This window comes from Tepidimonas taiwanensis, from assembly GCF_020162115.1.
Taxonomy (GTDB): domain Bacteria; phylum Pseudomonadota; class Gammaproteobacteria; order Burkholderiales; family Burkholderiaceae_C; genus Tepidimonas; species Tepidimonas taiwanensis.
The window spans coordinates 1-20,207 of record NZ_CP083911.1; the positions used below are offsets into that span (position 1 = coordinate 1).

Sequence of the window (20,207 nt, forward strand, 5' to 3'; positions counted from 1 at the left end):
TGTGGATAACTGGCCGCCCGCGGCTACAATGGGGCGCTTTGCAGCGCGCCCCGGCGCGGGTGTCGTCGCACGGCGACCCCTTGCGTAGGGGCGGCGCGTCAGGCGTTCGATTCCTTCCCTTTCGATGAGTTCTCCGCGTTCCTCGACCGAAGCGAGCGCGTCGGCCCAGCGGGTCGACGCGGCGCCGTCCGACCTGTGGGCGGCCTGCCTCGAGCGCCTCGGGCAGGAGTTGCCCGCGCAGCAGGTCAACACCTGGATCCGGCCGCTGGTTGCCCGCGTCGCGGACGACGGGTCGCGGGTGACGCTGGGCGTGGCCAACCGGTTCAAGATGGACTGGGTGCGCGCGCAATACGCGGGCAAGATCGGCGCCGCGCTGCAGGCGGTGGCCGGGCGACCGGTGGCGGTGGAGCTGGTGCTGGCCCCGCGCGAGGCGGTCCCGCGGGCCGCGGCGGCGCCGGCGGGCGCGGCGGTCCGTGCCCAGGCGCTTGCGCGCACCGCGCCGGTGCTGGTCGAGCCGCCGGCCGAGCCCGCGGTGGCCGAATCCCCGGCGGCGGAGCACCGGCACCGGCTCAACCCCGCGCTGACCTTTGCGACGCTGGTGGAGGGCTCGGCCAACCGCATGGCGCGCGCCGCGGCGATGCACGTTGCGGCCAGCCCGGGGCAGCTCTACAACCCGCTGTTTATCTATGGCGGGGTGGGGCTGGGCAAGACGCACCTCGTGCACGCGATCGGCAACCAGCTGCTCGCCGAGCGACCGGAGGCCAAGGTGCTCTACATCCACGCCGAGCAGTTCGTCTCGGACGTGGTCAAGTCCTACCAGCGCAAGACGTTCGACGCGTTCAAGCAGCGCTACCACAACCTGGACCTGCTGCTGATCGACGACGTGCAGTTCTTCGCCAACAAGGACCGCACGCAGGAGGAGTTTTTCAACGCCTTCGAGGCGCTGCTGGCCAAAAAGAGCCACATCGTGATGACGTCGGACACCTACCCGAAGGGGCTGACCGACATCCACGAGCGGCTGGTGTCGCGCTTCGACTCGGGGCTGACGGTGGCGATCGAGCCGCCGGAGCTGGAGATGCGCGTGGCCATCCTCATCAGCAAGGCGCAGGCCGAAGGCGCGACGATGCCCGAGGACGTGGCCTTTTTCGTCGCGAAGAACGTGCGCTCCAACGTGCGCGAGCTCGAAGGGGCGCTGCGCAAGATCCTGGCGTACTCGCGCTTTAACCAGCGGGAGATTTCGATCGCGCTGGCGCGCGAGGCGCTCAAGGATCTGCTCAGCATCCAGAACCGCCAGATCAGCGTCGAGAATATCCAGAAGACGGTGGCCGACTTCTACAAGATCAAGGTCGCCGACATGTATTCCCGCAAGCGCCCGGCCAACATCGCGCGGCCGCGCCAGATCGCGATGTACCTGGCGAAGGAGCTGACGCAAAAGAGTCTGCCGGAAATCGGCGAGCTCTTCGGCGGGCGCGACCACACGACGGTGCTGCACGCGGTGCGCAAGATCGCCGCCGAGCGGCAGACCCAGCCCGATCTCAACCAGCAGCTCCACGTGCTGGAGCAGACCTTGAAAGGCTGAACCCCGATGATCGTCCTGCAAACGACCCAGGAACGGCTGCTCACGGCCCTGCAGACGGTGGCCGGCATCGTCGAGCGCCGCCACACGCTGCCGATTCTGGCCAATGTTCTGATCCAGCGCGCCGGCCCGCTGGTGCAGCTGACCACGTCCGACCTGGAGATCCAGATCCGCGCCACCGCCGAGCTGGGGGGCGACGACCAGCCGTTTGCCACCACCGTGGGCGCGCGCAAGCTGATCGACATTCTGCGCACGCTGCCGGCGGAGCAGAAGGTGACGCTGGAGACCGCGGGTGAGCGGCTGGTGCTGCGCGCGGGCAAGAGCCGTTTCACGCTGCAGACGCTGCCGGCGCAGGATTTCCCGCTGGTGCAGGAGTCGCCGACGTTTGGCCCGGTGTTCGCGGTGCCGCAAAAGGTGCTCAAGCGGCTGCTGGCGCAGGTGTCGTTCGCGATGGCGGCGCAGGACATCCGCTACTACCTCAACGGCATTCTGTTCGTCGCCGAGGGGCGGCAGCTGACGCTGGTGGCCACGGACGGGCACCGGCTGGCGCTGGCCAGTTCCGAACTCGACGTCGAGGTGCCCAAGCAGGAGGTCATCCTGCCGCGCAAGACCGTGCTGGAGCTGCAGCGGCTGCTCTCTGACCACGACGGTGCGATCGAGATGCGCTTCGCCAGCAACCAGGCCAAGTTCGCCTTCGACGGGCTGGAGTTCGTCACCAAGCTGGTGGAGGGCAAGTTCCCGGACTACCAGCGCGTCATCCCGCGCGCGCACCGCAACGTGGTCGTGCTCGGCCGCGCGCCGCTGCTGGCCGCGTTGCAGCGCGCCGCCATCATGACCACCGACAAGTTCAAGGGCGTGCGGCTGCACCTGGAGCCGGGGCTGCTGCAGGTGGCGGCGAACAACGCGGACCAGGAAGAGGCGGTCGACGAGCTCGACATCGAATACAGCGGCGACGTCATCGACATCGGTTTCAACGTCACCTACCTTACCGAGGCGCTCGGCAACATGGGCCAGGAGCTCGTGCGCATCGAGCTGCAAGACGGCAACGCCTCCGCGCTGATCACGATTCCGGATGACGACCGCTTCAAGTACGTCGTCATGCCGATGCGCATTTGATGGTTTTCATGAACGACACCCCCACTCCCGACACCCCCTCCACGGCCGGCTACGGCGCCGACGCGATCCAGATCCTCGAAGGGCTGGAGGCGGTGCGCAAGCGCCCGGGCATGTACATCGGCGACACGTCCGACGGCACGGGGCTGCACCACCTCGTCTTCGAGGTCGTCGACAACTCCATCGACGAGGCGCTGGCCGGGCACTGCGACGATATCGTCGTCACGATCCACACCGACAACTCCATCAGCGTGGTGGACAACGGGCGCGGCATCCCCACCGGCATCAAGTGGGATGACAAGCACGAGCCCAAACGCAGCGCGGCCGAGATCGCGCTGACCGAGCTGCACGCCGGCGGCAAGTTCAACCAGAACAGCTACAAGGTCTCCGGCGGCCTGCACGGCGTGGGCGTGAGCTGCGTCAACGCGCTGTCGCGCTGGCTGCGCCTGACCGTGCGCCGCGAGGGCAAGGTGCATGTGCTGGAGTTTGCGCGCGGCGTGGTGCAAAACCGCCTGGTCGAGACGGTGGCCGGGCCGGACGGACAGCCCGTCGAGGTCTCGCCGATGCGCGTCATCGGCGCCACCGACAAGCGCGGCACCGAGGTGCACTTCCTGCCGGACACCGAGATCTTCCGCGAAAACCACGATTTCCACTACGAGATCCTGGCCAAGCGGCTGCGCGAGCTGAGCTTCCTCAACAACGGCGTGCGCATCCGCCTGATCGACGAGCGCACCGGCAAGGCGGACGATTTCTCCGGCGCGGGCGGCGTGCGCGGCTTCGTCGGCTTCATCAACGCGGGCAAGAAGGTTCTGCACCCGACGGTGTTCCACGCCACCGGCGCGCGCCCGGCCGAGAGCTACGGCGGCATCCCGGGCACCGAAATCGGCGTCGAAGTCGCGATGCAGTGGAACGACGGCTACGCCGAGACGGTGCTGTGCTACACCAACAACATTCCGCAGCGCGACGGGGGCACGCACCTGACCGGGCTGCGCGCGGCGATGACGCGCGTGATCGGCAAGTACATCGAAGCCAACGAACTCGCGAAGAAGGCCAAGGTCGAGGTGACGGGCGATGACATGCGCGAGGGGCTGTGCTGCGTGCTCTCGGTCAAAGTGCCCGAGCCCAAGTTCAGCAGCCAGACCAAGGACAAGCTCGTGTCGTCGGAGGTGCGCGCGCCGGTGGAGGACATCGTCGCACGCGCGCTGACCGACTACTTGGAAGAGCACCCGAACGACGCCAAGATCATCTGCGGCAAGATCGTCGAGGCCGCGCGCGCGCGCGAGGCCGCGCGCAAGGCGCGCGAGATGACGCGCCGCAAGGGCGTGCTCGACGGGCTGGGGCTGCCGGGCAAGCTCGCCGATTGCCAGGAGAAGGACCCGGCCCTGTCCGAGCTCTACATCGTCGAGGGCGACTCGGCCGGCGGCAGCGCCAAGCAGGGTCGCGACCGCAAGTTTCAGGCCATCCTGCCGCTGCGCGGCAAGATCCTCAACGTCGAGAAGGCCCGCTACGAAAAGCTGCTCTCCAGCAACGAGATCTTGACGCTCATCACCGCGTTGGGCACTGGCATCGGCCGCGCCAGCGACGACGACGGTGGCAAGGGCAAGAACGGCGCGGACGACTTCGACATCGCCAAGCTGCGCTACCACCGCATCATCATCATGACCGACGCAGACGTCGACGGCGCGCACATCCGCACGCTGCTGCTGACGTTCTTCTATCGCCAGATGCCGGAGCTGGTCGAGCGTGGTCACATCTACATCGCGCAGCCGCCGCTGTACAAGGTGAAGTCCGGCAAGGAAGAGCTGTACCTGAAGGACGACGCGGCGCTGGAGGCGTTTTTGCTGCGCGTGGCGCTCAAGGACGCGAGCGTGCACACCGGCGGCGAATCGAACACGGTGCTGACCGGCGAGACGCTGGCCGAACTCGCCCGGCTGCACCAGGCGGCCGAGGGCGTGATCGCGCGCCTGTCGGTGTTCATGGACGCGGCGGCGCTGCGTGCGATCGCCGACGGTGTGGCCCTCAACCTGGACGACATGGAGGCCGCAGCCGCCAGCGCCGCGGCGCTGCAGGCGGCGCTGCGCGAAGGCGAGGGCAACGCCGTCCCGGCCGAGGTCAGCGCCGAGTTCGACGCGCGTACCGACAAGCCGCTGCTGCGCATCAGCCGCCGCCACCACGGCAACGTGCGCTCCAGCGTCATCACGCAGGACTTCGTGCACGGCGCGGACTACGCGGTGCTGGCCGAGGCGGCGCGCACCTTCCAGGGGCTGCTCGGCGAAGGGGCCAAGGTCGTGCGCGGCGATGGTGAGCGCGCGCGCGAGGCCGCGGTGCCCAACTTCCGCGCCGCGATGCGCTGGCTGCTCGCCGAAGCCGAGCGCACCACGACCCGTCAGCGCTACAAGGGCTTGGGCGAAATGAACCCCGAGCAGCTGTGGGAGACGACGATGGATCCTGCCGTGCGGCGGCTGTTGCAGGTGCGCATCGAGGACGCCATCGAGGCTGACAAGGTCTTCACGATGCTGATGGGCGACGAAGTCGAGCCGCGCCGCGCCTTCATCGAGGCCAACGCGCTGCGGGCGGTGAATATCGACGTGTGATGGCGCGGGAGCTGGTCACCACGCGGTGAACTCGGCTCCGGCGGCAGCAGCCCGCGGTGTGGTGGCCCGTATAGCGTGGCCTTCAGTGCATCGGGTTGCCGGAGCCATCCTTGACCACGTCCCACCCCACGACGTTGCGCCGCTCGGCGCTGAACTCCACGCCCAGCAGATAGACAGGGCGGCCGTCCGCGCGGTACTTGTCCGCGTATCCGCGGGCCTTCAGTTGGGCGATGGCTTCGCCGGTTGGTTCTTTGCCCGCGATGCGCTTGAACTCGATGACGACGATGGCGGCGTCGAGCTTCAACGTCAGGTCGATACGCCCCTGGTTGGTGACGTCCTCGGGTGTGAGGTCCAAGCCGAGGCTCGCGATGTGTGAGTAGAAGACACTGGCCCAGTAGCCTTCGTACTGGGTGATCGGGTTGTTGCGGTACCAGTCGGCGGGGATGGAGGCGTAGAGGCTCTCGAAGTGGGTCTTGAGGGCGTCAAAATCCAGCGCCGCGAATTTTTTGTACAAGGCCAGCGGCATCGGTGCCTGCGGCACCCACGCGCGCAGCAGCGCCGTGTTGAAGGCGCTCTCCACCTCCCGGTTGGGATAGCCCAGCCGGTACTCGGTGATACCGCCGGCGCTTTCCACATCGACGATGGTCAGATAGCCGGTTTGCCACAGGATGGCTTCGGTGGCGATGTACTCGACATCGAACGCCCCGAGCAGCTGGTCGTCTGCCACCAGGGTGTCGAGCTTCGGGGTGAAGGTGTGCCGCTCTTTTAACAGCTCGATGAGGAAAGTGGGTGTTCCGGTCTCGAACCACCAGGCGCGGTAGCTGCGCTTGTCAAAGAGCAGCAAGAGGTCAAACGGGTTGTAGACGCGCTCGCCCAGCCACCCGTAGCCGTTGTACCAGCGCCGGATTTCCTCGCGGTCGAGCCCCTCCAACTCCGGGGCGAAGACGGTGTCGATGTCCTCATCCGTATAGCCGCATATCGCGCTGTAGCGCGCATCGAGCGTGATGTCGTTGAGGTTGTTCAGGCCCGAGAAGATGGAGACCTTGCTGAATTTGGACACGCCGGTTAAGAACACGAAGCGCAGGTGCGCGTCCTGGTCTTTGAGGACCGAGTACAAGTTGCGCAAGCCCTCTCGCATCGCGGCGGCCACCGCCTTGTCGCCGAGGTTGTCCAGGATGGGCTTGTCGTACTCGTCGATGAGGACGACCGCGCGCTGGCCGTGCCGCGCCACCGCGGCTTGGATGAGCGCGCGAAAGCGCAGGTGGCTGTCGGCGGCGTCCGCGAGCATCACGCCCAGGCGCTGGGCATTGCCTTCGAGCTCGGCGGCGATGTGGGCCTCGAGCGCCTCGCGGGTTTCGAGTCGTCCAGCGGCGAAGCTGATGCGAATGACCGGATAGCGCACCGACCAGTCCCAGTGGGCTTCGGCATACAGCCCTTCGAACAAGGCCCGGTTACCCGAAAACAGCTCGGCCAGCGTATCCAGAAACAGGCTCTTGCCAAAACGGCGGGGGCGCGAGAGGAAATAGTGCTTGCCTTGCTCGATGAGCCGGATGGCGTAGGGCGTCTTGTCGACGTAATAGCAGCCCTCTTCGCGGATTTCGCGAAAGGTCTGGATGCCAATCGGGAGCTTGCGGCGCTGCATGGGCACATTATGGGGCGAGGGTTGGGGGCGCCGCATACGGGTGCGCCGACTGAATGTTGGGTGCATCACCGTGAATCGGCCTGCCCCGTCGCGCCTTCTCCAGCCTGAATTCCCGCTTGTGCTGCGCAGCCCCCGCTTGTGTGCCGCCTTTCAAGACTTCTTCCCTGTCGGCATTTTCGACAAGACGACGAGCGCTGGTTTTGGGGCAACATCAGCCCTCCACCACGCCGGCCGCGTGCGCCTGCTGGTCGGCGTGGTAGCTGCTCCGCACCATCGCGCCCACCGCGGCGTGCGTGAAGCCCATCGCGTACGCCTGCTCCTCGAACATCCGGAAGGTGTCCGGGTGCACGTAGCGGCGCACCGGCAGGTGGTGGGCGCTCGGCGCCAGGTACTGGCCGATCGTGAGCATGTCCACGCCGTGCGCGCGCAGGTCGCGCATCACCTGCAGGATCTCGTCGTCCGTCTCGCCCAGGCCCACCATCAGCCCGCTCTTGGTCGGGATGTGCGGAAAGCGTTCCTTGAACTTCTTCAGCAGGTTCAGGCTGAACGCATAGTCCGAGCCGGGGCGCGCCTGTTTGTAGAGCCGCGGCACCGTCTCGAGGTTGTGGTTCATTACGTCCGGCGGCGCGGCCGACAGGATTTCCAGCGCGCGGTCGTCGCGCCCGCGGAAGTCCGGGGTCAGGATCTCGATGCGCGTCGTGGGCGAGAGCGCCCGCACGCGCTGGATGCAGGCGACGAAATGACCCGCTCCGCCGTCGCGCAGGTCGTCGCGGTCCACGCTCGTGATGACGACGTAGCGCAGCTTCAGCGCCGCGATGGTGCGCGCGAGGTTTTCCGGTTCCTCGGGGTCGAGCGGGTCGGGGCGGCCGTGGCCGACGTCGCAGAACGGGCAGCGCCGCGTGCACTTGTCGCCCATGATCATGAAGGTGGCCGTGCCCTTGCCGAAGCACTCGCCGATGTTGGGGCAGGAGGCTTCCTCGCACACGGTGACGAGCCGGTTGGCGCGCAGGATCTCCTTGATCTCGTAAAAGCGCGTGCTGGGGCTGCCGGCCTTGACACGGATCCACTCGGGTTTTTTCAGCGCGGGCGCGGGCTCCACCTTGATCGGGATGCGCATCGTCTTGGCCGCGCTTTTTTGCTTGGCCGTCGGGTCGTAGGCGGCAGGGGTCGGGGGCGTGGGGGTCGCGGTGGCCATGGGCATCTGGGGCGCCGGGCGCCCGGCATCGATCAACGGGGGGCCAGCAGCCGCTGCAGCTGCTGGGCGAGTTCGTCGCGCACGTCCGCGCAAGACGCCGCGACGCCGATGGTAGCAAGGTCGACGGTGGCGAGCCCCGCGTAGCCGCAGGGGTTGATGCGCGAGAAGGGGCTCAGGTCCATCGCCACGTTGAGCGCGACGCCGTGGTAGGTGCAGTGCCGGTGCACCTTGATGCCGAGCGCGCTGATCTTGCCCAGCCCCGCGAAGGGGTCGCGCCCCGGGCGGGGACCGGCCAGCGCCGCGTGCGCAAACGGGTCGTCCAGCCGCACGTAGATGCCGGGCGCCCCGGCGACGCGGTGCCCGGTGACGCCAAAGGCGGCGAGCGTGCGGATGACCGCCTCTTCCAGCCGGTGCACGTATTCCTTGACGAAATAACCGGCGCGCCGCAGGTCGAGGAGGGGGTAGGCCACTACCTGGCCGGGGCCGTGGTAGGTCACCTGCCCGCCGCGGTTGGTGGCCACGACCGGGATGTCCCCCGGGGCGAGCACGTGCTCGGGCTTGCCCGCGAGGCCCTGGGTGTACACCGGCGGGTGCTCGCACAGCCACAGTTCGTCCGGCGTGTCGTCGTGCCGCGCTTCGGTGAAGGCGCGCATCGCCGCGTAGGTGTCGACGTAGGGGGCGAGCCCCAGGTCGCGCACGATCACAGCACCACCCGCACCATCGGATGGGTGGTGAGCGTGCGGTACAGCTCGTCGAGCTGCTCGCGCGAGGTCACGCGCACCGTCAGCGTCAGGCCGACGTAGTTGCCCGCGCGGCTCGCGCGCACTTCGATGGTGTCGGCGTCGAAGCCGGGGTCGAACTGGCGCGCCACGTGCGCCATCGCTTCCCGGAAGCCCTCGGCGCGTGCCCCCATGACCTTGAGCGGAAAGTGACACGGAAATTCGAGCAGCGGGGCAGGGGTGTGCGACATGACGGTCGAAATCGGTGGAGGGTTCGGGTATGTCCGTATAATAAAGAGCTTTGTCAGCGAGGTCACAAGCCGAGCGGCCCCCAAACGTCACGCCAGACCCGGCATCCGGGGATGTGTCAAACGCCAAATCGATCCATCACGCCGGGAGGGCCGGTGTCTACCGAGCGCGGTGCGCAGCAGTCGATTCCTCCCCGGGCACGTCCGCCGGTGTCGGCGGACCACTCCGGCGACGGTTGGGCAGATGCGGTCGACGAGCCGCTTTTCAAGCCCCTGAGTGCCGAAGAGGCGCGTCGGTGGCGCGAGCGGCACCCGGCCCCGTCGGTGTGGCGGGTGGTCGTGTGGCAGGCGGGCTTGACCGGCCTGGCGGTGGCGATGGCGGCCGCGCTGGTCGGGCTGTGGTGGCCGGGGCGTTGGGCGTGGGTCGCGTCGGTGGCGTATGGCGGCTTGTCGGCGCTGTTGCCGACGGCGGTCATGGCCTGGGGCCTGACGTCGAGCGCGCTGGCGCGCTGGCTGCGCGTGGCGGCGCCAGGTGTGGCGCGGGCGTCGCTGGCGGGTTGGTTGTGGTGGGAAGGGGTCAAGGTGCTGCTGGTGCTGGCCATGCTGTGGACGGCGCCGCGCTGGATCCCGGACCTGAGCTGGCCGGGCCTGGTGGTCGGGCTGGTGGTGGCCTTGAAGTCGTACTGGCTGGCGTGGATCACGCCGCGGGCGGCGCGGGGCTGAGGCGGTTTGTGCATATACGGAAACGGGACGACGCATGGCAGCTGAAGGACAAGGACCGACCGCAGGTGAGTACATCCGGCATCACCTGACGCACCTGACGAACCACAAGCAGGGGTTCATCGTCGACTTTTCGGTGATCAACATCGATTCGGTGATCTTTTCGGTGTTGATGGGGCTGCTGGGTGTGTGGCTGCTGTGGCTGGGGGCGCGCCGGGCCACGTCGGGCGTACCCGGGCGCTTCCAGGCTGCTGTCGAGATCCTGGTCGAGCTGGTCGAGACGCAGGCCAAGGGCGTGATCCATAACGCCGCGAGCCGCAAGGTCATCGCGCCGATGGCGCTGACGGTGTTCGTGTGGATCTTCTTCATGAACGCGATGGACCTGTTGCCGGTCGATCTGCTGCCCAAAATCTGGGAGATGATCTACGCCGGCATGGGGCATGACCCGCACCACGCCTACCTGCGCGTCGTGCCGACGGCGGACCTGTCGACGACGCTGGGGCTGTCGGTGTCGGTGCTGCTGATGTGCCTGTACTACAACGTCAAGATCAAAGGTCTGGGCGGCTGGGCGCACGAGCTCGTGACCGCGCCGTTCGGCACCAGCCGCAACCCCATCTGGGCGCTGCTGCTGGGGGTGGTGAACTTCCTGATGCAAATGATCGAATTCGTGGCGAAGACCGTTTCCCACGGCATGCGGTTGTTTGGCAACATGTTCGCGGGTGAGCTGGTCTTCATGCTGATCGCACTGCTCGGTGGTTTCGCCGCGCTGTCGTTCACGGGGGGTCTGCTCTTCGTCGGGCACCTGATCGCCGGTACGGTGTGGGCCATCTTCCACATCCTGGTGATCACCCTGCAGGCGTTCATCTTCATGATGCTGGCCCTGATCTATCTGGGTCAGGCGCATGATGCGCACTGATTTCGCTTCTCCCTAAACCTTCCTCTCAACCTCAAAAGGAACCATCATGGAAAACATTCTGGGTCTCGTTGCTCTGGCTTGCGGCATCATCGTCGGTCTGGGTGCCATCGGCGCGTCGATCGGCATTGCCCTGATGGGTGGCAAGTTCCTCGAGTCCTCCGCTCGGCAACCCGAGCTGATGAACGACCTGCAGACCAAGATGTTCATTCTGGCTGGTCTGATCGACGCGGCCTTCCTGATCGGTGTGGCCATCGCGCTGCTGTTCGCGTTCGCCAACCCCTTCGCGATCTGATCGTGAGGCGCTGAGGAAGGGTGCGCCCGGGCCCGGCCCGGGCGCACGCCGAACGATCCCGGCCCGCCCCAACGCCCAGCCGTTCACCCCCGCAGATACACCCGAAAGGCGTTGCGATGAACATCAATGCAACCCTCTTTGCGCAGGCCATCGTCTTCGCGATCCTGGTGTGGTTCACGATGAAGTTCGTGTGGCCGCCGATCGCCAAGGCGCTGGATGAGCGTGCGCAGAAGATTTCCGAAGGTCTGGCCGCCGCCGAGAAGGCCAAGACCGAACTCGCCGTGGCCAACAAGCGCGTCGAGGAAGCCCTGACGCAGTCGCGCAACGAATCCGCCGCCCGCCTGGCCGACGCGGAGCGCCGGGCGCTGGCCATCATCGAAGAGGCCAAGGCGCGCGCGAGCGAAGAAGCCGCCAAGATCGTCGCGGCCGCCAAGGCCGAGGCCGAACAGCAGGCCGTGCAGGCGCGCGAAGCGCTGCGCGAGCAGGTGGCGGTGCTGGCCGTCAAGGGCGCCGAACAGATCCTGCGCCGCGAAGTGAACCCCAGCGTGCACGCCGAGCTGCTGCAGCGGCTCAAGGCCGAACTCTGAAACACCGAACCGCGCGTGTCCGAAGGTTGAACCATGGCAGAACTCGCCACCATTGCACGACCCTACGCCGAAGCGCTGTTCAAGGCCGCCGGCGCGCAGGCCGCCGACGCGCTCGCGTGGCTCGATGAGCTGGCCGCCGTCGCCGCGCACGAGCAGTTGCTGGCTTTCGCAGCCGACCCCAAGGTGCGCGCCGAACAGGTGTTCGACGTCATCATGGGGGTGATGAAGACGCCGCTGCCGGAGATCGGCCGCAACTTCCTGCGCACGGTGATCGACAACGAACGTGTGGCAGCGCTGCCGGAAATCGCGCGCCAGTTCCGCGAGCGGGTCAACGCCCAGCGTGGCGTGGCCGACGCGGTCGTCGAGAGCGCCTTTCCGATCGACGACGCACAGCTCGCCGAGCTGCAGGGCGTCCTCGAGAAGCGCTTCGGCCGGCGCCTGCGCCTGACGGTGCAGCTGCGCCCCGAGTTGATCGGTGGCGTGCGCGTGGTGGTGGGCGACGAGGTGCTCGACACCTCCGTCAAGGCCCGTCTGGAACAAATGCGTGTGGCGCTGACGGCCTGACGGCTGGCCCGAACGCCTGAAGTCGAACACCCGAAAAGGAAAGCGTCATGCAACTCAATCCCGCTGAAATCTCCGAACTGATCAAGTCCCGCATCGAGGGCCTGGCGCCGTCGGCTGACGTGCGCAACCAAGGTACCGTCGTGTCGGTGACCGACGGCATCGTACGCATCCACGGCCTGTCGGACGCGATGCAGGGCGAAATGCTCGAGTTCCCCGCTGGCAAGGACGGCCAGCCCACGTTCGGCCTGGCGCTCAACCTGGAGCGCGACTCGGTCGGCGCGGTGATCTTGGGCGAGTACGAGCACATCTCCGAGGGCGATACCGTCAAGTGCACGGGCCGCATCCTGGAAGTGCCGGTCGGTCCCGAGCTGATCGGCCGCGTGGTCGACGCGCTGGGCCGTCCGATCGACGGCAAGGGCCCGATCAACGCCAAGCTGACCGACGTGGTCGAGAAGGTGGCGCCGGGCGTGATCGCGCGCAAGAGCGTGGACCAGCCGGTGCAGACGGGTCTGAAGGCCATCGACTCGATGGTGCCGATCGGCCGCGGCCAGCGTGAGCTGATCATCGGCGACCGCCAGACCGGCAAGACCGCTGTGGCGATCGACACGATCATCAACCAGAAGGGCCAAAACATGGTCTGTATCTACGTCGCCATCGGTCAGAAGGCGTCGTCGATCAAGAGCGTGGTGCGGGCCCTCGAACAGCACGGCGCGATGGAGTACACCATCGTCGTCGCCGCCTCGGCATCCGAATCGGCCGCGATGCAGTTCCTCGCGCCGTACTCCGGCTGCACGATGGGTGAGTACTTCCGCGACCGCGGGCAGGATGCGCTGATCATCTACGACGACCTGTCCAAGCAGGCCGTCGCGTACCGCCAGGTGTCGCTGCTGCTGCGCCGTCCGCCGGGGCGTGAGGCTTTCCCGGGCGACATCTTCTACCTCCACAGCCGTCTGCTGGAGCGCGCCGCGCGCGTCAACGCCGACTACGTCGAGAAGTTCACCAACGGCGAGGTCAAGGGCAAGACCGGGTCGCTGACCGCGCTGCCGATCATCGAGACGCAAGCCGGTGACGTGTCGGCGTTCGTGCCGACCAACGTGATCTCGATCACGGACGGCCAGATCTTCCTCGAAACCAACCTGTTCAACAGCGGCATCCGTCCCGCGATCAACGCCGGTATCTCGGTGTCGCGTGTCGGTGGTGCGGCGCAGACCAAGCTGATCAAGAGCCTGTCGGGCGGCATCCGGACCGACCTGGCGCAGTACCGTGAACTGGCGGCGTTTGCGCAGTTCGCGTCGGACCTCGATGCGGCGACCAAGAAGCAGCTCGACCGCGGTGCGCGCGTGACCGAGCTGCTCAAGCAGCCGCAGTATTCGCCGCTGCCGATCAGCCTGATGGCCGCGTCGCTGTACGCCGCGAACAAGGGCTACCTCGACGACATCGACGTCAAGAAGGTGCTGCCGTTCGAGGCCGGCCTGCACGCGTACCTGAAGGACAAGCACGCGGCGCTGCTCGAGAAGCTCGAGACGCAAAAGGCGATGGACAAGGACGCCGAGGCCGAGCTCGACGCCGCCATCCGCGCCTTCAAGCAGACCGGCACCTACTGAGCAAGCCACCCGGCTTTCAAGGAGCAGCGATGGCAGCAGGCAAGGAAATACGCGGCAAGATCAAATCGGTGGAAAACACCAAGAAGATCACCAAGGCCATGGAGATGGTCGCCGCCTCCAAGATGCGCAAGGCGCAGGAGCGCATGCGCACGGCCCGGCCGTACAGCGAGAAGGTGCGCCAGATCGCGGCGAACCTCAGCCGCGCCAATCCGGAGTACGTGCACCCCTTCATGGTCGAGCACCCGGACGCCACCGTCAGCGGGATGATCGTGGTGACCACCGACAAGGGCCTGTGCGGCGGCCTCAACACCAACCTGCTGCGCGCGGTCACCAACCACATCCGCGAACTGCAGTCGAAAGGCCGCAGTGCGCAGGTGGTGGCGATCGGCAACAAGGGCTTCGGCTTCATGAACCGCGTGGGCGCGCAGGTCGTCTCGCACGTCACGGGGCTGGGGGATACCCCCCACCTCGAGCGCCTGATCGGCCCGGTGAAGGTGCTGCTCGACGCGTACGCCGAGGGCAAGCTCAACGCCGTGTACCTGTGCTACACGAAGTTCATCAACACGATGAAGCAGGAGCCGGTGGTGCAGCAGCTGCTGCCGCTGTCGGCCGAATCGCTGGAGCAGGGCGAGCGCGGCTACGACTGGGACTACATCTACGAGCCGGACGCGCCCACCGTCATCGACGAGCTGCTGGTGCGCTACGTCGAGTCGCAGGTGTACCAGGCGGTGGCCGAGAACATGGCCTCGGAGCAGTCGGCGCGCATGGTGGCGATGAAGGCCGCCACCGACAACGCCGGCAACCTCATCAACGAGCTCAAGCTCGTCTACAACAAGACCCGCCAGGCCAGCATCACCAAGGAGCTGTCGGAGATCGTCGCCGGTGCCGCGGCCGTCTGACCTCCCTGCCGGTTCACCGTCATCCCCATTAGACCCAAGGTTTCAATCATGGCTCAAGTTCAAGGCAAGATCGTTCAGTGCATCGGCGCCGTGGTGGACGTGGAATTCCCGCGTGACCAGATGCCCAAGGTGTATGACGCGCTGAAGATGGAAGGCTCGCCGCTGACGCTGGAAGTGCAGCAGCAGCTCGGCGACGGTGTGGTGCGCACCATCGCGCTCGGCTCCTCCGACGGCCTGCGCCGCGGCATGACGGTGTACAACACCGGCGCGCCGATCACGGTGCCGGTCGGCAAGGCGACGCTGGGCCGCATCATGGACGTGCTGGGCAACCCCATCGACGAGCGCGGGCCGATCGACCAGTCGCTCACCAGCTCCATCCACCGCAAGGCGCCCGCGTACGACGAGCTGTCGCCCTCGACCGAACTGCTGGAAACCGGCATCAAGGTGATCGATCTGATCTGCCCGTTCGCCAAGGGCGGCAAGGTCGGTCTGTTCGGCGGTGCGGGCGTGGGCAAGACCGTCAACATGATGGAGCTCATCAACAACATCGCCAAGGCGCACTCGGGTCTGTCGGTGTTCGCCGGCGTCGGTGAGCGCACCCGCGAGGGCAACGACTTCTATCACGAGATGATGGAGTCCAAGGTCGTCGTCGCCGACAACCTGAGCGAATCCAAGGTGGCGATGGTGTACGGCCAGATGAACGAGCCGCCGGGCAACCGTCTGCGCGTGGCGCTGACCGGCCTGACGATCGCCGAGTCGTTCCGTGACGAAGGCCGTGACGTGCTGTTCTTCGTCGACAACATCTACCGCTACACGCTGGCCGGTACCGAGGTGTCGGCGCTGCTGGGTCGTATGCCCTCCGCGGTGGGTTACCAGCCGACGCTGGCCGAGGAAATGGGCAAGCTCCAAGAGCGCATCACCTCGACCAAGGTGGGCTCGATCACGTCGATCCAGGCCGTGTACGTGCCCGCGGACGACCTGACCGACCCGTCGCCGGCGACGACCTTCGCGCACCTGGACGCGACCGTGGTGCTCTCGCGTGACATCGCCGCGCTCGGTATCTACCCCGCGGTGGACCCGTTGGATTCGACCAGCCGCCAGGTCGACCCCAACATCGTCGGCGAGGAGCACTACAACACCACCCGGTCGGTGCAGGCCGTGCTGCAGCGCTACAAGGAGCTGCGCGACATCATCGCGATTCTGGGCATGGACGAACTGTCGCCGGAGGACAAGCTGATCGTGGCGCGCGCGCGCAAGATCCAGCGCTTCCTGTCGCAGCCGTTCCACGTCGCAGAAGTGTTCACCGGCCAGCCCGGCAAGTACGTGCCGCTCAAGGAGACGATTCGCGGCTTCAAGATGATCGTCAACGGCGAGTGCGACCACCTGCCGGAGCAGGCGTTCTACATGGTCGGCACGATCGACGACGCCTTCGAGAAGGCCAAGAAGCTGGCGGCCTGACGCCCCACGCCGACGCGCCACGGTGGTGCGCGGCGCGCGTCAGCGCCGCCCACCACCGCCGCACCGGCTGCGATGCCGGTGTGCTGGCGGTCCTGAACAGCCCGTGTGGCGCAAAGGAGAGTCGAGATGCAAACGATACAAGTGGAGGTGGTCAGCGCAGAAGAGTCCATCTTCAGCGGGCCCGCCAAGTTCGTTGCCCTGCCCGGTGAGGCGGGCGAGCTGGGTATCCTGCCCGGGCACGTGCCGCTGATCACGCGCATCCGCCCCGGCGCGGTGCGCATCGAAAAGGCCGACGGTGACGAGGAATTCGTGTTCGTCGCCGGGGGCATCCTCGAGGTGCAGCCCAAGGTCGTGACGGTGCTCGCTGACACGGCCATCCGCGGCAAGGACCTCGACGAGGCCAAGGCCGCCGAGGCGCGCAAGGCCGCCGAAGAGGCGATGAAGAACGCCAAGAGCGAGATCGACCTGGCGAAGGCACAGTCCGAGCTCGCGATCATGGCGGCGCAGATCGCGGCGCTGCGGCGCTTCCGCCAGAAGCGCTGAGCCGCCGCACCGCTGAGCAGCGGCCGACGATGCGGCCGACGCGTTCCACACACGACGACACCGCCCAACGGGGCGGTGTCGTCATTTCTGGGGTGCGCAATGTGCCCGAGGTCACGGAAGGGATCGATGGGCCTGTCGGGATCGATGGATCCGCTTGGCCGCGCGTGCCCGTGTGGCAGATCGACGGTCACCTGCAAACCATCGGGGCGCTGTGGGCGCGGCGGGGGCAGGGCCACGCGTGGCCGAGGCGCGTGCCCTGGCAGCGCGAGCGTTGGGACACGCCCGACGGTGACTTCATCGACACCGATTACTGCCTGCCGTCGGACGTGCGTGCGCTCGTCGTGCTGTTTCACGGGCTGGAGGGGTCGTCGTCCAGCCATTACGCCGAGGCGATGACGCGCGTGGCCGCGGCACGGGGGTGGGGCATCGTCGTGCCGCATTTTCGCGGCTGCTCGGGAGAGCCCAACCGCGCGCCGCGCGCGTACCACTCCGGTGATTTTGCCGAGATCGACTGGATGCTGGGGCAGGTTGTGCGCCGCTGGCCGACACTGCCGCGCGTCGCGGTGGGCGTCTCGTTGGGCGGTAACGCCCTGCTGCGCTGGCTACAGGAGGCCGGGGCGCAGGCCGCGCGTTCGGTGGACGCTGCAGCGGCGGTGTCCGCGCCGCTCGACCTGACGGCCGCGGGCGCGGCGATCGACGCGGGGCTCAACCGCGTCTTGTACGCGCGGCATTTTTTGCGCACGATGCGGCGCAAGGCGCGCGAGATGGCGCGGCGCTTCCCGGGGCTGTTCGACGTGGAGCGCGCGTTGCGCGCGCGCACGCTGCGCGAGTTCGACGACGCGTTCACCGCCCCGTTGCACGGTTTTGCCGGCGTGGACGACTATTGGCGGCGCGCCAGCAGCAAGCCGCACCTGCACGCGATCCGCGTGCCCACGCTCGTGCTCAACGCGCGCAACGACCCCTTCGTCCCCGCTGAGAGCCTTCCCACGGGGCGGGAGGCCGGAAGTTGGGTGACGCTGTGGCAGCCGGCGCATGGCGGACACGTCGGGTTCGCCGAGGCGCTCGGGCCGCGCGATGTGCGCGGGGATGTGACGGCGTTGCCGCGCGTGCTGCTGCCGTGGCTGGCCCGTGCGGCGGGGTGGCGGCCCTGATGCCACAATCTTGCGGGTACGGAGGTACAGTTCGATGGATGCGATCGTCAAGGCGGCGATGGCCAAGTGGCCGAATGTCCCCGATTGCTACGGGTGGCTGGGGCTGGACGCGCGCGGGCGCTGGTGGATGCGCGACGAGCGCGCGCAGGCGGCGGGCCCGTTTGCGGGCCCCGGCGCCACGCCCGCAAGCCGCGGCGCGGAATTGCGCCACGACAAGCTGATCGCGTTCATCGGGCGCAACTACGCCGCCGACGATTCGGGGCGCTGGTACTTCCAGAACGGCCCGCAGCGTGTCTTCGTCGAGCTGGAGCTGACGCCGTGGGTGTGGCGGCTGACGCCGGACGGTGCCGTACACAGCCACACCGGGGTGTCCGCAAACGTCCGCGACACACTGCTCGACGAGCAGGGGCGGCTGTACCTGGTGACCGATCTCGGGATCGGGGTCGTCCACAGCCAGGACGTCTCGCTGGCGGCGGACGCGATCGACGCGGGGGTGTGGTTGCCGCCGCGGGGGTGTGAAACGGCGGCGCTGCCGGCGCTTTACGGCTTCGTGCCCAGCCCCGATGCCGCACGGCGGCGCGCCAGTGCGTCGAGCGCCAGCAGATAGCCGTCGGATCCGAAACCGATGATGCTGCCCGCCGCGACCGGCGCCACCCAAGAATGGTGGCGGAACGACTCGCGCGCATGCACGTTGGAGAGGTGCACTTCGATCACCGGCGTGGGTGCGATACCTCTGATCGCATCGTGCAGCGCGATCGACGTGTGCGTGTAGGCACCGGGGTTGAAGACGATGCCGGCCGCTTCACCGGCCCGGTGCAGTGCACCCCATGCGTGAAGGTGGTCGATCAGCACACCCTCGTGGTTGCTCTGCGCGCAGGTTACGTCGAAGCCGAGTGACGCCCCGTGTGCGCGGCAGCGGGCTTCGATGTCGGCCAGGGTCTCGGCACCGTACACGGACGGCTCGCGCGTCCCGAGCAGGTTCAGGTTCGGGCCGTTGAGAATCAGGACACGCGCCATGGGCCGGGTGGGTTACTTGCCTTCGGCCGGGGCTTCGGGCTCGGCAAACTTGGCGCCGCCTTCGTTGGCCATGTATGCCACCGCGCGCGCGATCTCGATGTCACGGAAGGCGCCGCCGCCCTGCGCGCCCATCGCGCCCTTGCCCTTGAGGGCGGAGTTGACGAGCGTCTCGAACCCCTGGGCGATGCGCGGCGCCCAGGCGGCCTTGTCGCCCAACTTCGGTGCGCCGACCAGGCCCGCGGCGTGGCAGGCCGCACACTGCGCCTTGTACACGTCGGCACCGGCCGCCAACGGTCGGTTGGCGTCGCGCAGCTCCACGGTGCCCACCTTCTGGATGCGCTGGGCGGTCGCGAGCTCGGGGTTCACGGCGCCGGCCTGCGGCTTGGCGTCGCGCGTGACGTAGGCCACGAGCCCGATGATCAGGAACACCGGCACGACGAAGGCAAAGACCGCCGTCCACCACAGTTGCTTCGGGGTCTTGATCGGGCCGGTGTGGTCGTGGTGTGCGTGCTCGCTCATGGTGTCCCTTTGCTGCTCGGATGAGGAGGTGATGAGGGCGTCCCCGCGACGCACGTCCGTGGCCAGGGCGCCGGGAGCCGCAAAACCCGTCGATTATATCGACCGGGACTCCGTCGAATCGACGCCGCCGCGGGACTGGTAGAATGCGCGCTTGCTGCGGCTGTAGCTCAGTGGATAGAGTGTCGGCCTCCGAAGCCTGTGGTCATCCAGGCTTCATGCGAAAATTTGACGATTGGTCTTGTGCCCAAAAGCGGCTGTAGCTCAGTGGATAGAGTGTCGGCCTCCGAAGCCGAAGGTCGTGGGTTCGATCCCCGCCAGCCGCGCCAAATCAATGGGTTAGATCGCATAGCTGCCGTTCGCCGACCCACCCCACAAGTCTCTTTGGGTGGCTGTGAAGCTGGCATGTGGTAGCCAGCTGCATCCGCGACCGATGGTCGCTTCCGTCGTTTCGTCATCGTTGTGGCCCATCGGTGGCCCACACGTGGCCCGCAGACGAATCATTTCCCACCGCATCGGCGCAATCTCCCGGTCCCAGACGATGGGCGCTCCCAGCCGGTCGCGCAGGTACTCGATGTCGCGCTTGGCCGTCGCGCGAAACCTGCAGCACCTCAAGAAACCGGTGGATCGACACCGCCCGCCTTGCAGTAGGTCGTCGATGCGGTAGAAGCGCTCGTTGCGACCCATCGTCGCGCCCCCATCAAATCCGCTGCCGCGTCAGGGGATCGGGCGTACCACCGAAGAAGGCCTCGAGCACCTTCGCAGACACCGGAGCCAGCGCATCGACGAGGCGCTGCAGCTCGTGCCAGCGGCCGATAGCCTTTGATAGGATGAGGACGCTCAACGACGAAGC

General features: G+C 67.3%; 21 protein-coding genes and 1 tRNA gene. 15 read left to right on the plus strand and 7 right to left on the minus strand.

Annotation, left to right across the window (positions count from 1 at the left end; genetic code table 11):
* Positions 1–124: 124 nt before the first annotated feature.
* From dnaA to gyrB, 3 genes are read left to right on the plus strand one after another with little or no spacing between them, the layout of a single operon-like run.
* Positions 125–1,579 carry a chromosomal replication initiator protein DnaA gene (gene dnaA / locus LCC91_RS00005; RefSeq protein WP_082007585.1) on the plus strand — a complete coding sequence of 485 codons (1,455 nt, stop codon included), beginning with the start codon at positions 125–127 and terminating at the stop codon, positions 1,577–1,579.
* A gap of 6 nt (positions 1,580–1,585) precedes the next feature.
* A complete protein-coding gene (dnaN, locus tag LCC91_RS00010) occupies positions 1,586–2,692 on the plus strand; it encodes a DNA polymerase III subunit beta (RefSeq protein ID WP_043701042.1) in 1,107 nt (368 codons plus the stop codon).
* An 8-nt stretch (positions 2,693–2,700) separates the two neighbouring features.
* Positions 2,701–5,283 (plus strand): DNA topoisomerase (ATP-hydrolyzing) subunit B, encoded by a 2,583-nt coding sequence (gene gyrB, locus LCC91_RS00015; protein ID WP_043701103.1) that lies wholly within the window; start codon positions 2,701–2,703, stop codon positions 5,281–5,283.
* Between the two features lie 82 nt (positions 5,284–5,365).
* On the opposite strand, the gene LCC91_RS00020 is transcribed toward gyrB, so the two are convergent.
* From LCC91_RS00020 to LCC91_RS00035, 4 genes are all read right to left on the minus strand, one after another.
* Positions 5,366–6,925, minus strand: coding sequence for an ATP-binding protein (locus LCC91_RS00020; protein ID WP_224440965.1), 1,560 nt, complete (start codon positions 6,923–6,925; stop codon positions 5,366–5,368).
* A gap of 211 nt (positions 6,926–7,136) precedes the next feature.
* On the minus strand, positions 7,137–8,126 hold the full coding sequence (gene lipA, locus LCC91_RS00025; RefSeq protein WP_043702606.1) for a lipoyl synthase: 990 nt from the start codon (positions 8,124–8,126) through the stop codon (positions 7,137–7,139).
* A 26-nt stretch (positions 8,127–8,152) separates the two neighbouring features.
* Entirely contained in the window at positions 8,153–8,824 is a 672-nt protein-coding gene (gene lipB, locus LCC91_RS00030) for a lipoyl(octanoyl) transferase LipB (protein ID WP_043702557.1), read from the minus strand.
* Entirely contained in the window at positions 8,821–9,090 is a 270-nt protein-coding gene (locus LCC91_RS00035) for a YbeD family protein (RefSeq protein WP_043702560.1), read from the minus strand. The genes lipB and LCC91_RS00035 overlap by 4 nt, the downstream gene beginning before the upstream one ends.
* A gap of 153 nt (positions 9,091–9,243) precedes the next feature.
* On the opposite strand from LCC91_RS00035, the gene LCC91_RS00040 reads away from it, so the two are divergent.
* From LCC91_RS00040 to LCC91_RS00090, 11 genes are all read left to right on the plus strand, one after another.
* Entirely contained in the window at positions 9,244–9,810 is a 567-nt protein-coding gene (locus LCC91_RS00040; protein ID WP_224440966.1) for an ATP synthase subunit I, read from the plus strand.
* Between the two features lie 34 nt (positions 9,811–9,844).
* Positions 9,845–10,723, plus strand: a complete 879-nt coding sequence (gene atpB, locus LCC91_RS00045; RefSeq protein ID WP_043702564.1) for a F0F1 ATP synthase subunit A — start codon at positions 9,845–9,847, stop codon at positions 10,721–10,723.
* Between the two features lie 46 nt (positions 10,724–10,769).
* Positions 10,770–11,015, plus strand: coding sequence for a F0F1 ATP synthase subunit C (gene atpE / locus LCC91_RS00050; protein WP_043702567.1), 246 nt, complete (start codon positions 10,770–10,772; stop codon positions 11,013–11,015).
* Between the two features lie 116 nt (positions 11,016–11,131).
* Complete coding sequence (locus tag LCC91_RS00055; protein ID WP_043702571.1) at positions 11,132–11,602, plus strand: F0F1 ATP synthase subunit B; 471 nt, start codon at positions 11,132–11,134, stop codon at positions 11,600–11,602.
* Between the two features lie 33 nt (positions 11,603–11,635).
* A complete protein-coding gene (locus LCC91_RS00060) occupies positions 11,636–12,166 on the plus strand; it encodes a F0F1 ATP synthase subunit delta (protein ID WP_043702573.1) in 531 nt (176 codons plus the stop codon).
* A 47-nt stretch (positions 12,167–12,213) separates the two neighbouring features.
* Positions 12,214–13,770: a F0F1 ATP synthase subunit alpha gene (gene atpA, locus LCC91_RS00065; protein ID WP_043702576.1), complete on the plus strand. Its 1,557-nt coding sequence runs from the start codon at positions 12,214–12,216 to the stop codon at positions 13,768–13,770.
* A gap of 29 nt (positions 13,771–13,799) precedes the next feature.
* Positions 13,800–14,669, plus strand: a complete 870-nt coding sequence (gene atpG / locus LCC91_RS00070) for a F0F1 ATP synthase subunit gamma (protein WP_043702579.1) — start codon at positions 13,800–13,802, stop codon at positions 14,667–14,669.
* A gap of 48 nt (positions 14,670–14,717) precedes the next feature.
* On the plus strand, positions 14,718–16,127 hold the full coding sequence (gene atpD, locus LCC91_RS00075; protein ID WP_043702581.1) for a F0F1 ATP synthase subunit beta: 1,410 nt from the start codon (positions 14,718–14,720) through the stop codon (positions 16,125–16,127).
* Positions 16,128–16,253: 126 nt separating this feature from the next.
* Positions 16,254–16,670: a F0F1 ATP synthase subunit epsilon gene (locus LCC91_RS00080; RefSeq protein WP_043702585.1), complete on the plus strand. Its 417-nt coding sequence runs from the start codon at positions 16,254–16,256 to the stop codon at positions 16,668–16,670.
* Positions 16,671–16,810: 140 nt separating this feature from the next.
* Entirely contained in the window at positions 16,811–17,821 is a 1,011-nt protein-coding gene (locus LCC91_RS00085) for a YheT family hydrolase (RefSeq protein ID WP_399206501.1), read from the plus strand.
* A 34-nt stretch (positions 17,822–17,855) separates the two neighbouring features.
* Positions 17,856–18,428 (plus strand): DUF2946 family protein, encoded by a 573-nt coding sequence (locus LCC91_RS00090; RefSeq protein ID WP_043702588.1) that lies wholly within the window; start codon positions 17,856–17,858, stop codon positions 18,426–18,428.
* Here the strand turns inward: LCC91_RS00090 and aroQ are convergent.
* Positions 18,362–18,838, minus strand: a complete 477-nt coding sequence (gene aroQ, locus LCC91_RS00095; protein WP_043702591.1) for a type II 3-dehydroquinate dehydratase — start codon at positions 18,836–18,838, stop codon at positions 18,362–18,364. The genes LCC91_RS00090 and aroQ overlap by 67 nt on opposite strands.
* Positions 18,839–18,850: 12 nt before the next feature.
* Positions 18,851–19,357, minus strand: coding sequence for a c-type cytochrome (locus tag LCC91_RS00100; RefSeq protein WP_043702594.1), 507 nt, complete (start codon positions 19,355–19,357; stop codon positions 18,851–18,853).
* Between the two features lie 250 nt (positions 19,358–19,607).
* Between LCC91_RS00100 and LCC91_RS00105 the strand changes: the two genes are divergently transcribed.
* Positions 19,608–19,683 (plus strand) — tRNA-Arg (locus tag LCC91_RS00105).
* Positions 19,684–20,054: 371 nt separating this feature from the next.
* On the opposite strand, the gene LCC91_RS00110 is transcribed toward LCC91_RS00105, so the two are convergent.
* Complete coding sequence (locus tag LCC91_RS00110) at positions 20,055–20,198, minus strand: DUF1810 domain-containing protein (protein ID WP_143898306.1); 144 nt, start codon at positions 20,196–20,198, stop codon at positions 20,055–20,057.
* Positions 20,199–20,207: the final 9 nt, after the last annotated feature.

Coding starts and splice junctions, on each gene's coding strand:
- dnaA (WP_082007585.1), top strand. CDS start 125: ATGAGTTCTCCGCGTTCCTCGACCGAAGCGAGCGCGTCGGCCCAGCGG.
- dnaN (WP_043701042.1), top strand. CDS start 1,586: ATGATCGTCCTGCAAACGACCCAGGAACGGCTGCTCACGGCCCTGCAG.
- gyrB (WP_043701103.1), top strand. CDS start 2,701: ATGAACGACACCCCCACTCCCGACACCCCCTCCACGGCCGGCTACGGC.
- LCC91_RS00020 (WP_224440965.1), bottom strand. CDS start 6,925: ATGCAGCGCCGCAAGCTCCCGATTGGCATCCAGACCTTTCGCGAAATC.
- lipA (WP_043702606.1), bottom strand. CDS start 8,126: ATGCCCATGGCCACCGCGACCCCCACGCCCCCGACCCCTGCCGCCTAC.
- LCC91_RS00035 (WP_043702560.1), bottom strand. CDS start 9,090: ATGTCGCACACCCCTGCCCCGCTGCTCGAATTTCCGTGTCACTTTCCG.
- atpB (WP_043702564.1), top strand. CDS start 9,845: ATGGCAGCTGAAGGACAAGGACCGACCGCAGGTGAGTACATCCGGCAT.
- atpE (WP_043702567.1), top strand. CDS start 10,770: ATGGAAAACATTCTGGGTCTCGTTGCTCTGGCTTGCGGCATCATCGTC.
- LCC91_RS00055 (WP_043702571.1), top strand. CDS start 11,132: ATGAACATCAATGCAACCCTCTTTGCGCAGGCCATCGTCTTCGCGATC.
- LCC91_RS00060 (WP_043702573.1), top strand. CDS start 11,636: ATGGCAGAACTCGCCACCATTGCACGACCCTACGCCGAAGCGCTGTTC.
- atpA (WP_043702576.1), top strand. CDS start 12,214: ATGCAACTCAATCCCGCTGAAATCTCCGAACTGATCAAGTCCCGCATC.
- atpG (WP_043702579.1), top strand. CDS start 13,800: ATGGCAGCAGGCAAGGAAATACGCGGCAAGATCAAATCGGTGGAAAAC.
- atpD (WP_043702581.1), top strand. CDS start 14,718: ATGGCTCAAGTTCAAGGCAAGATCGTTCAGTGCATCGGCGCCGTGGTG.
- LCC91_RS00080 (WP_043702585.1), top strand. CDS start 16,254: ATGCAAACGATACAAGTGGAGGTGGTCAGCGCAGAAGAGTCCATCTTC.
- LCC91_RS00090 (WP_043702588.1), top strand. CDS start 17,856: ATGGATGCGATCGTCAAGGCGGCGATGGCCAAGTGGCCGAATGTCCCC.
- aroQ (WP_043702591.1), bottom strand. CDS start 18,838: ATGGCGCGTGTCCTGATTCTCAACGGCCCGAACCTGAACCTGCTCGGG.
- LCC91_RS00100 (WP_043702594.1), bottom strand. CDS start 19,357: ATGAGCGAGCACGCACACCACGACCACACCGGCCCGATCAAGACCCCG.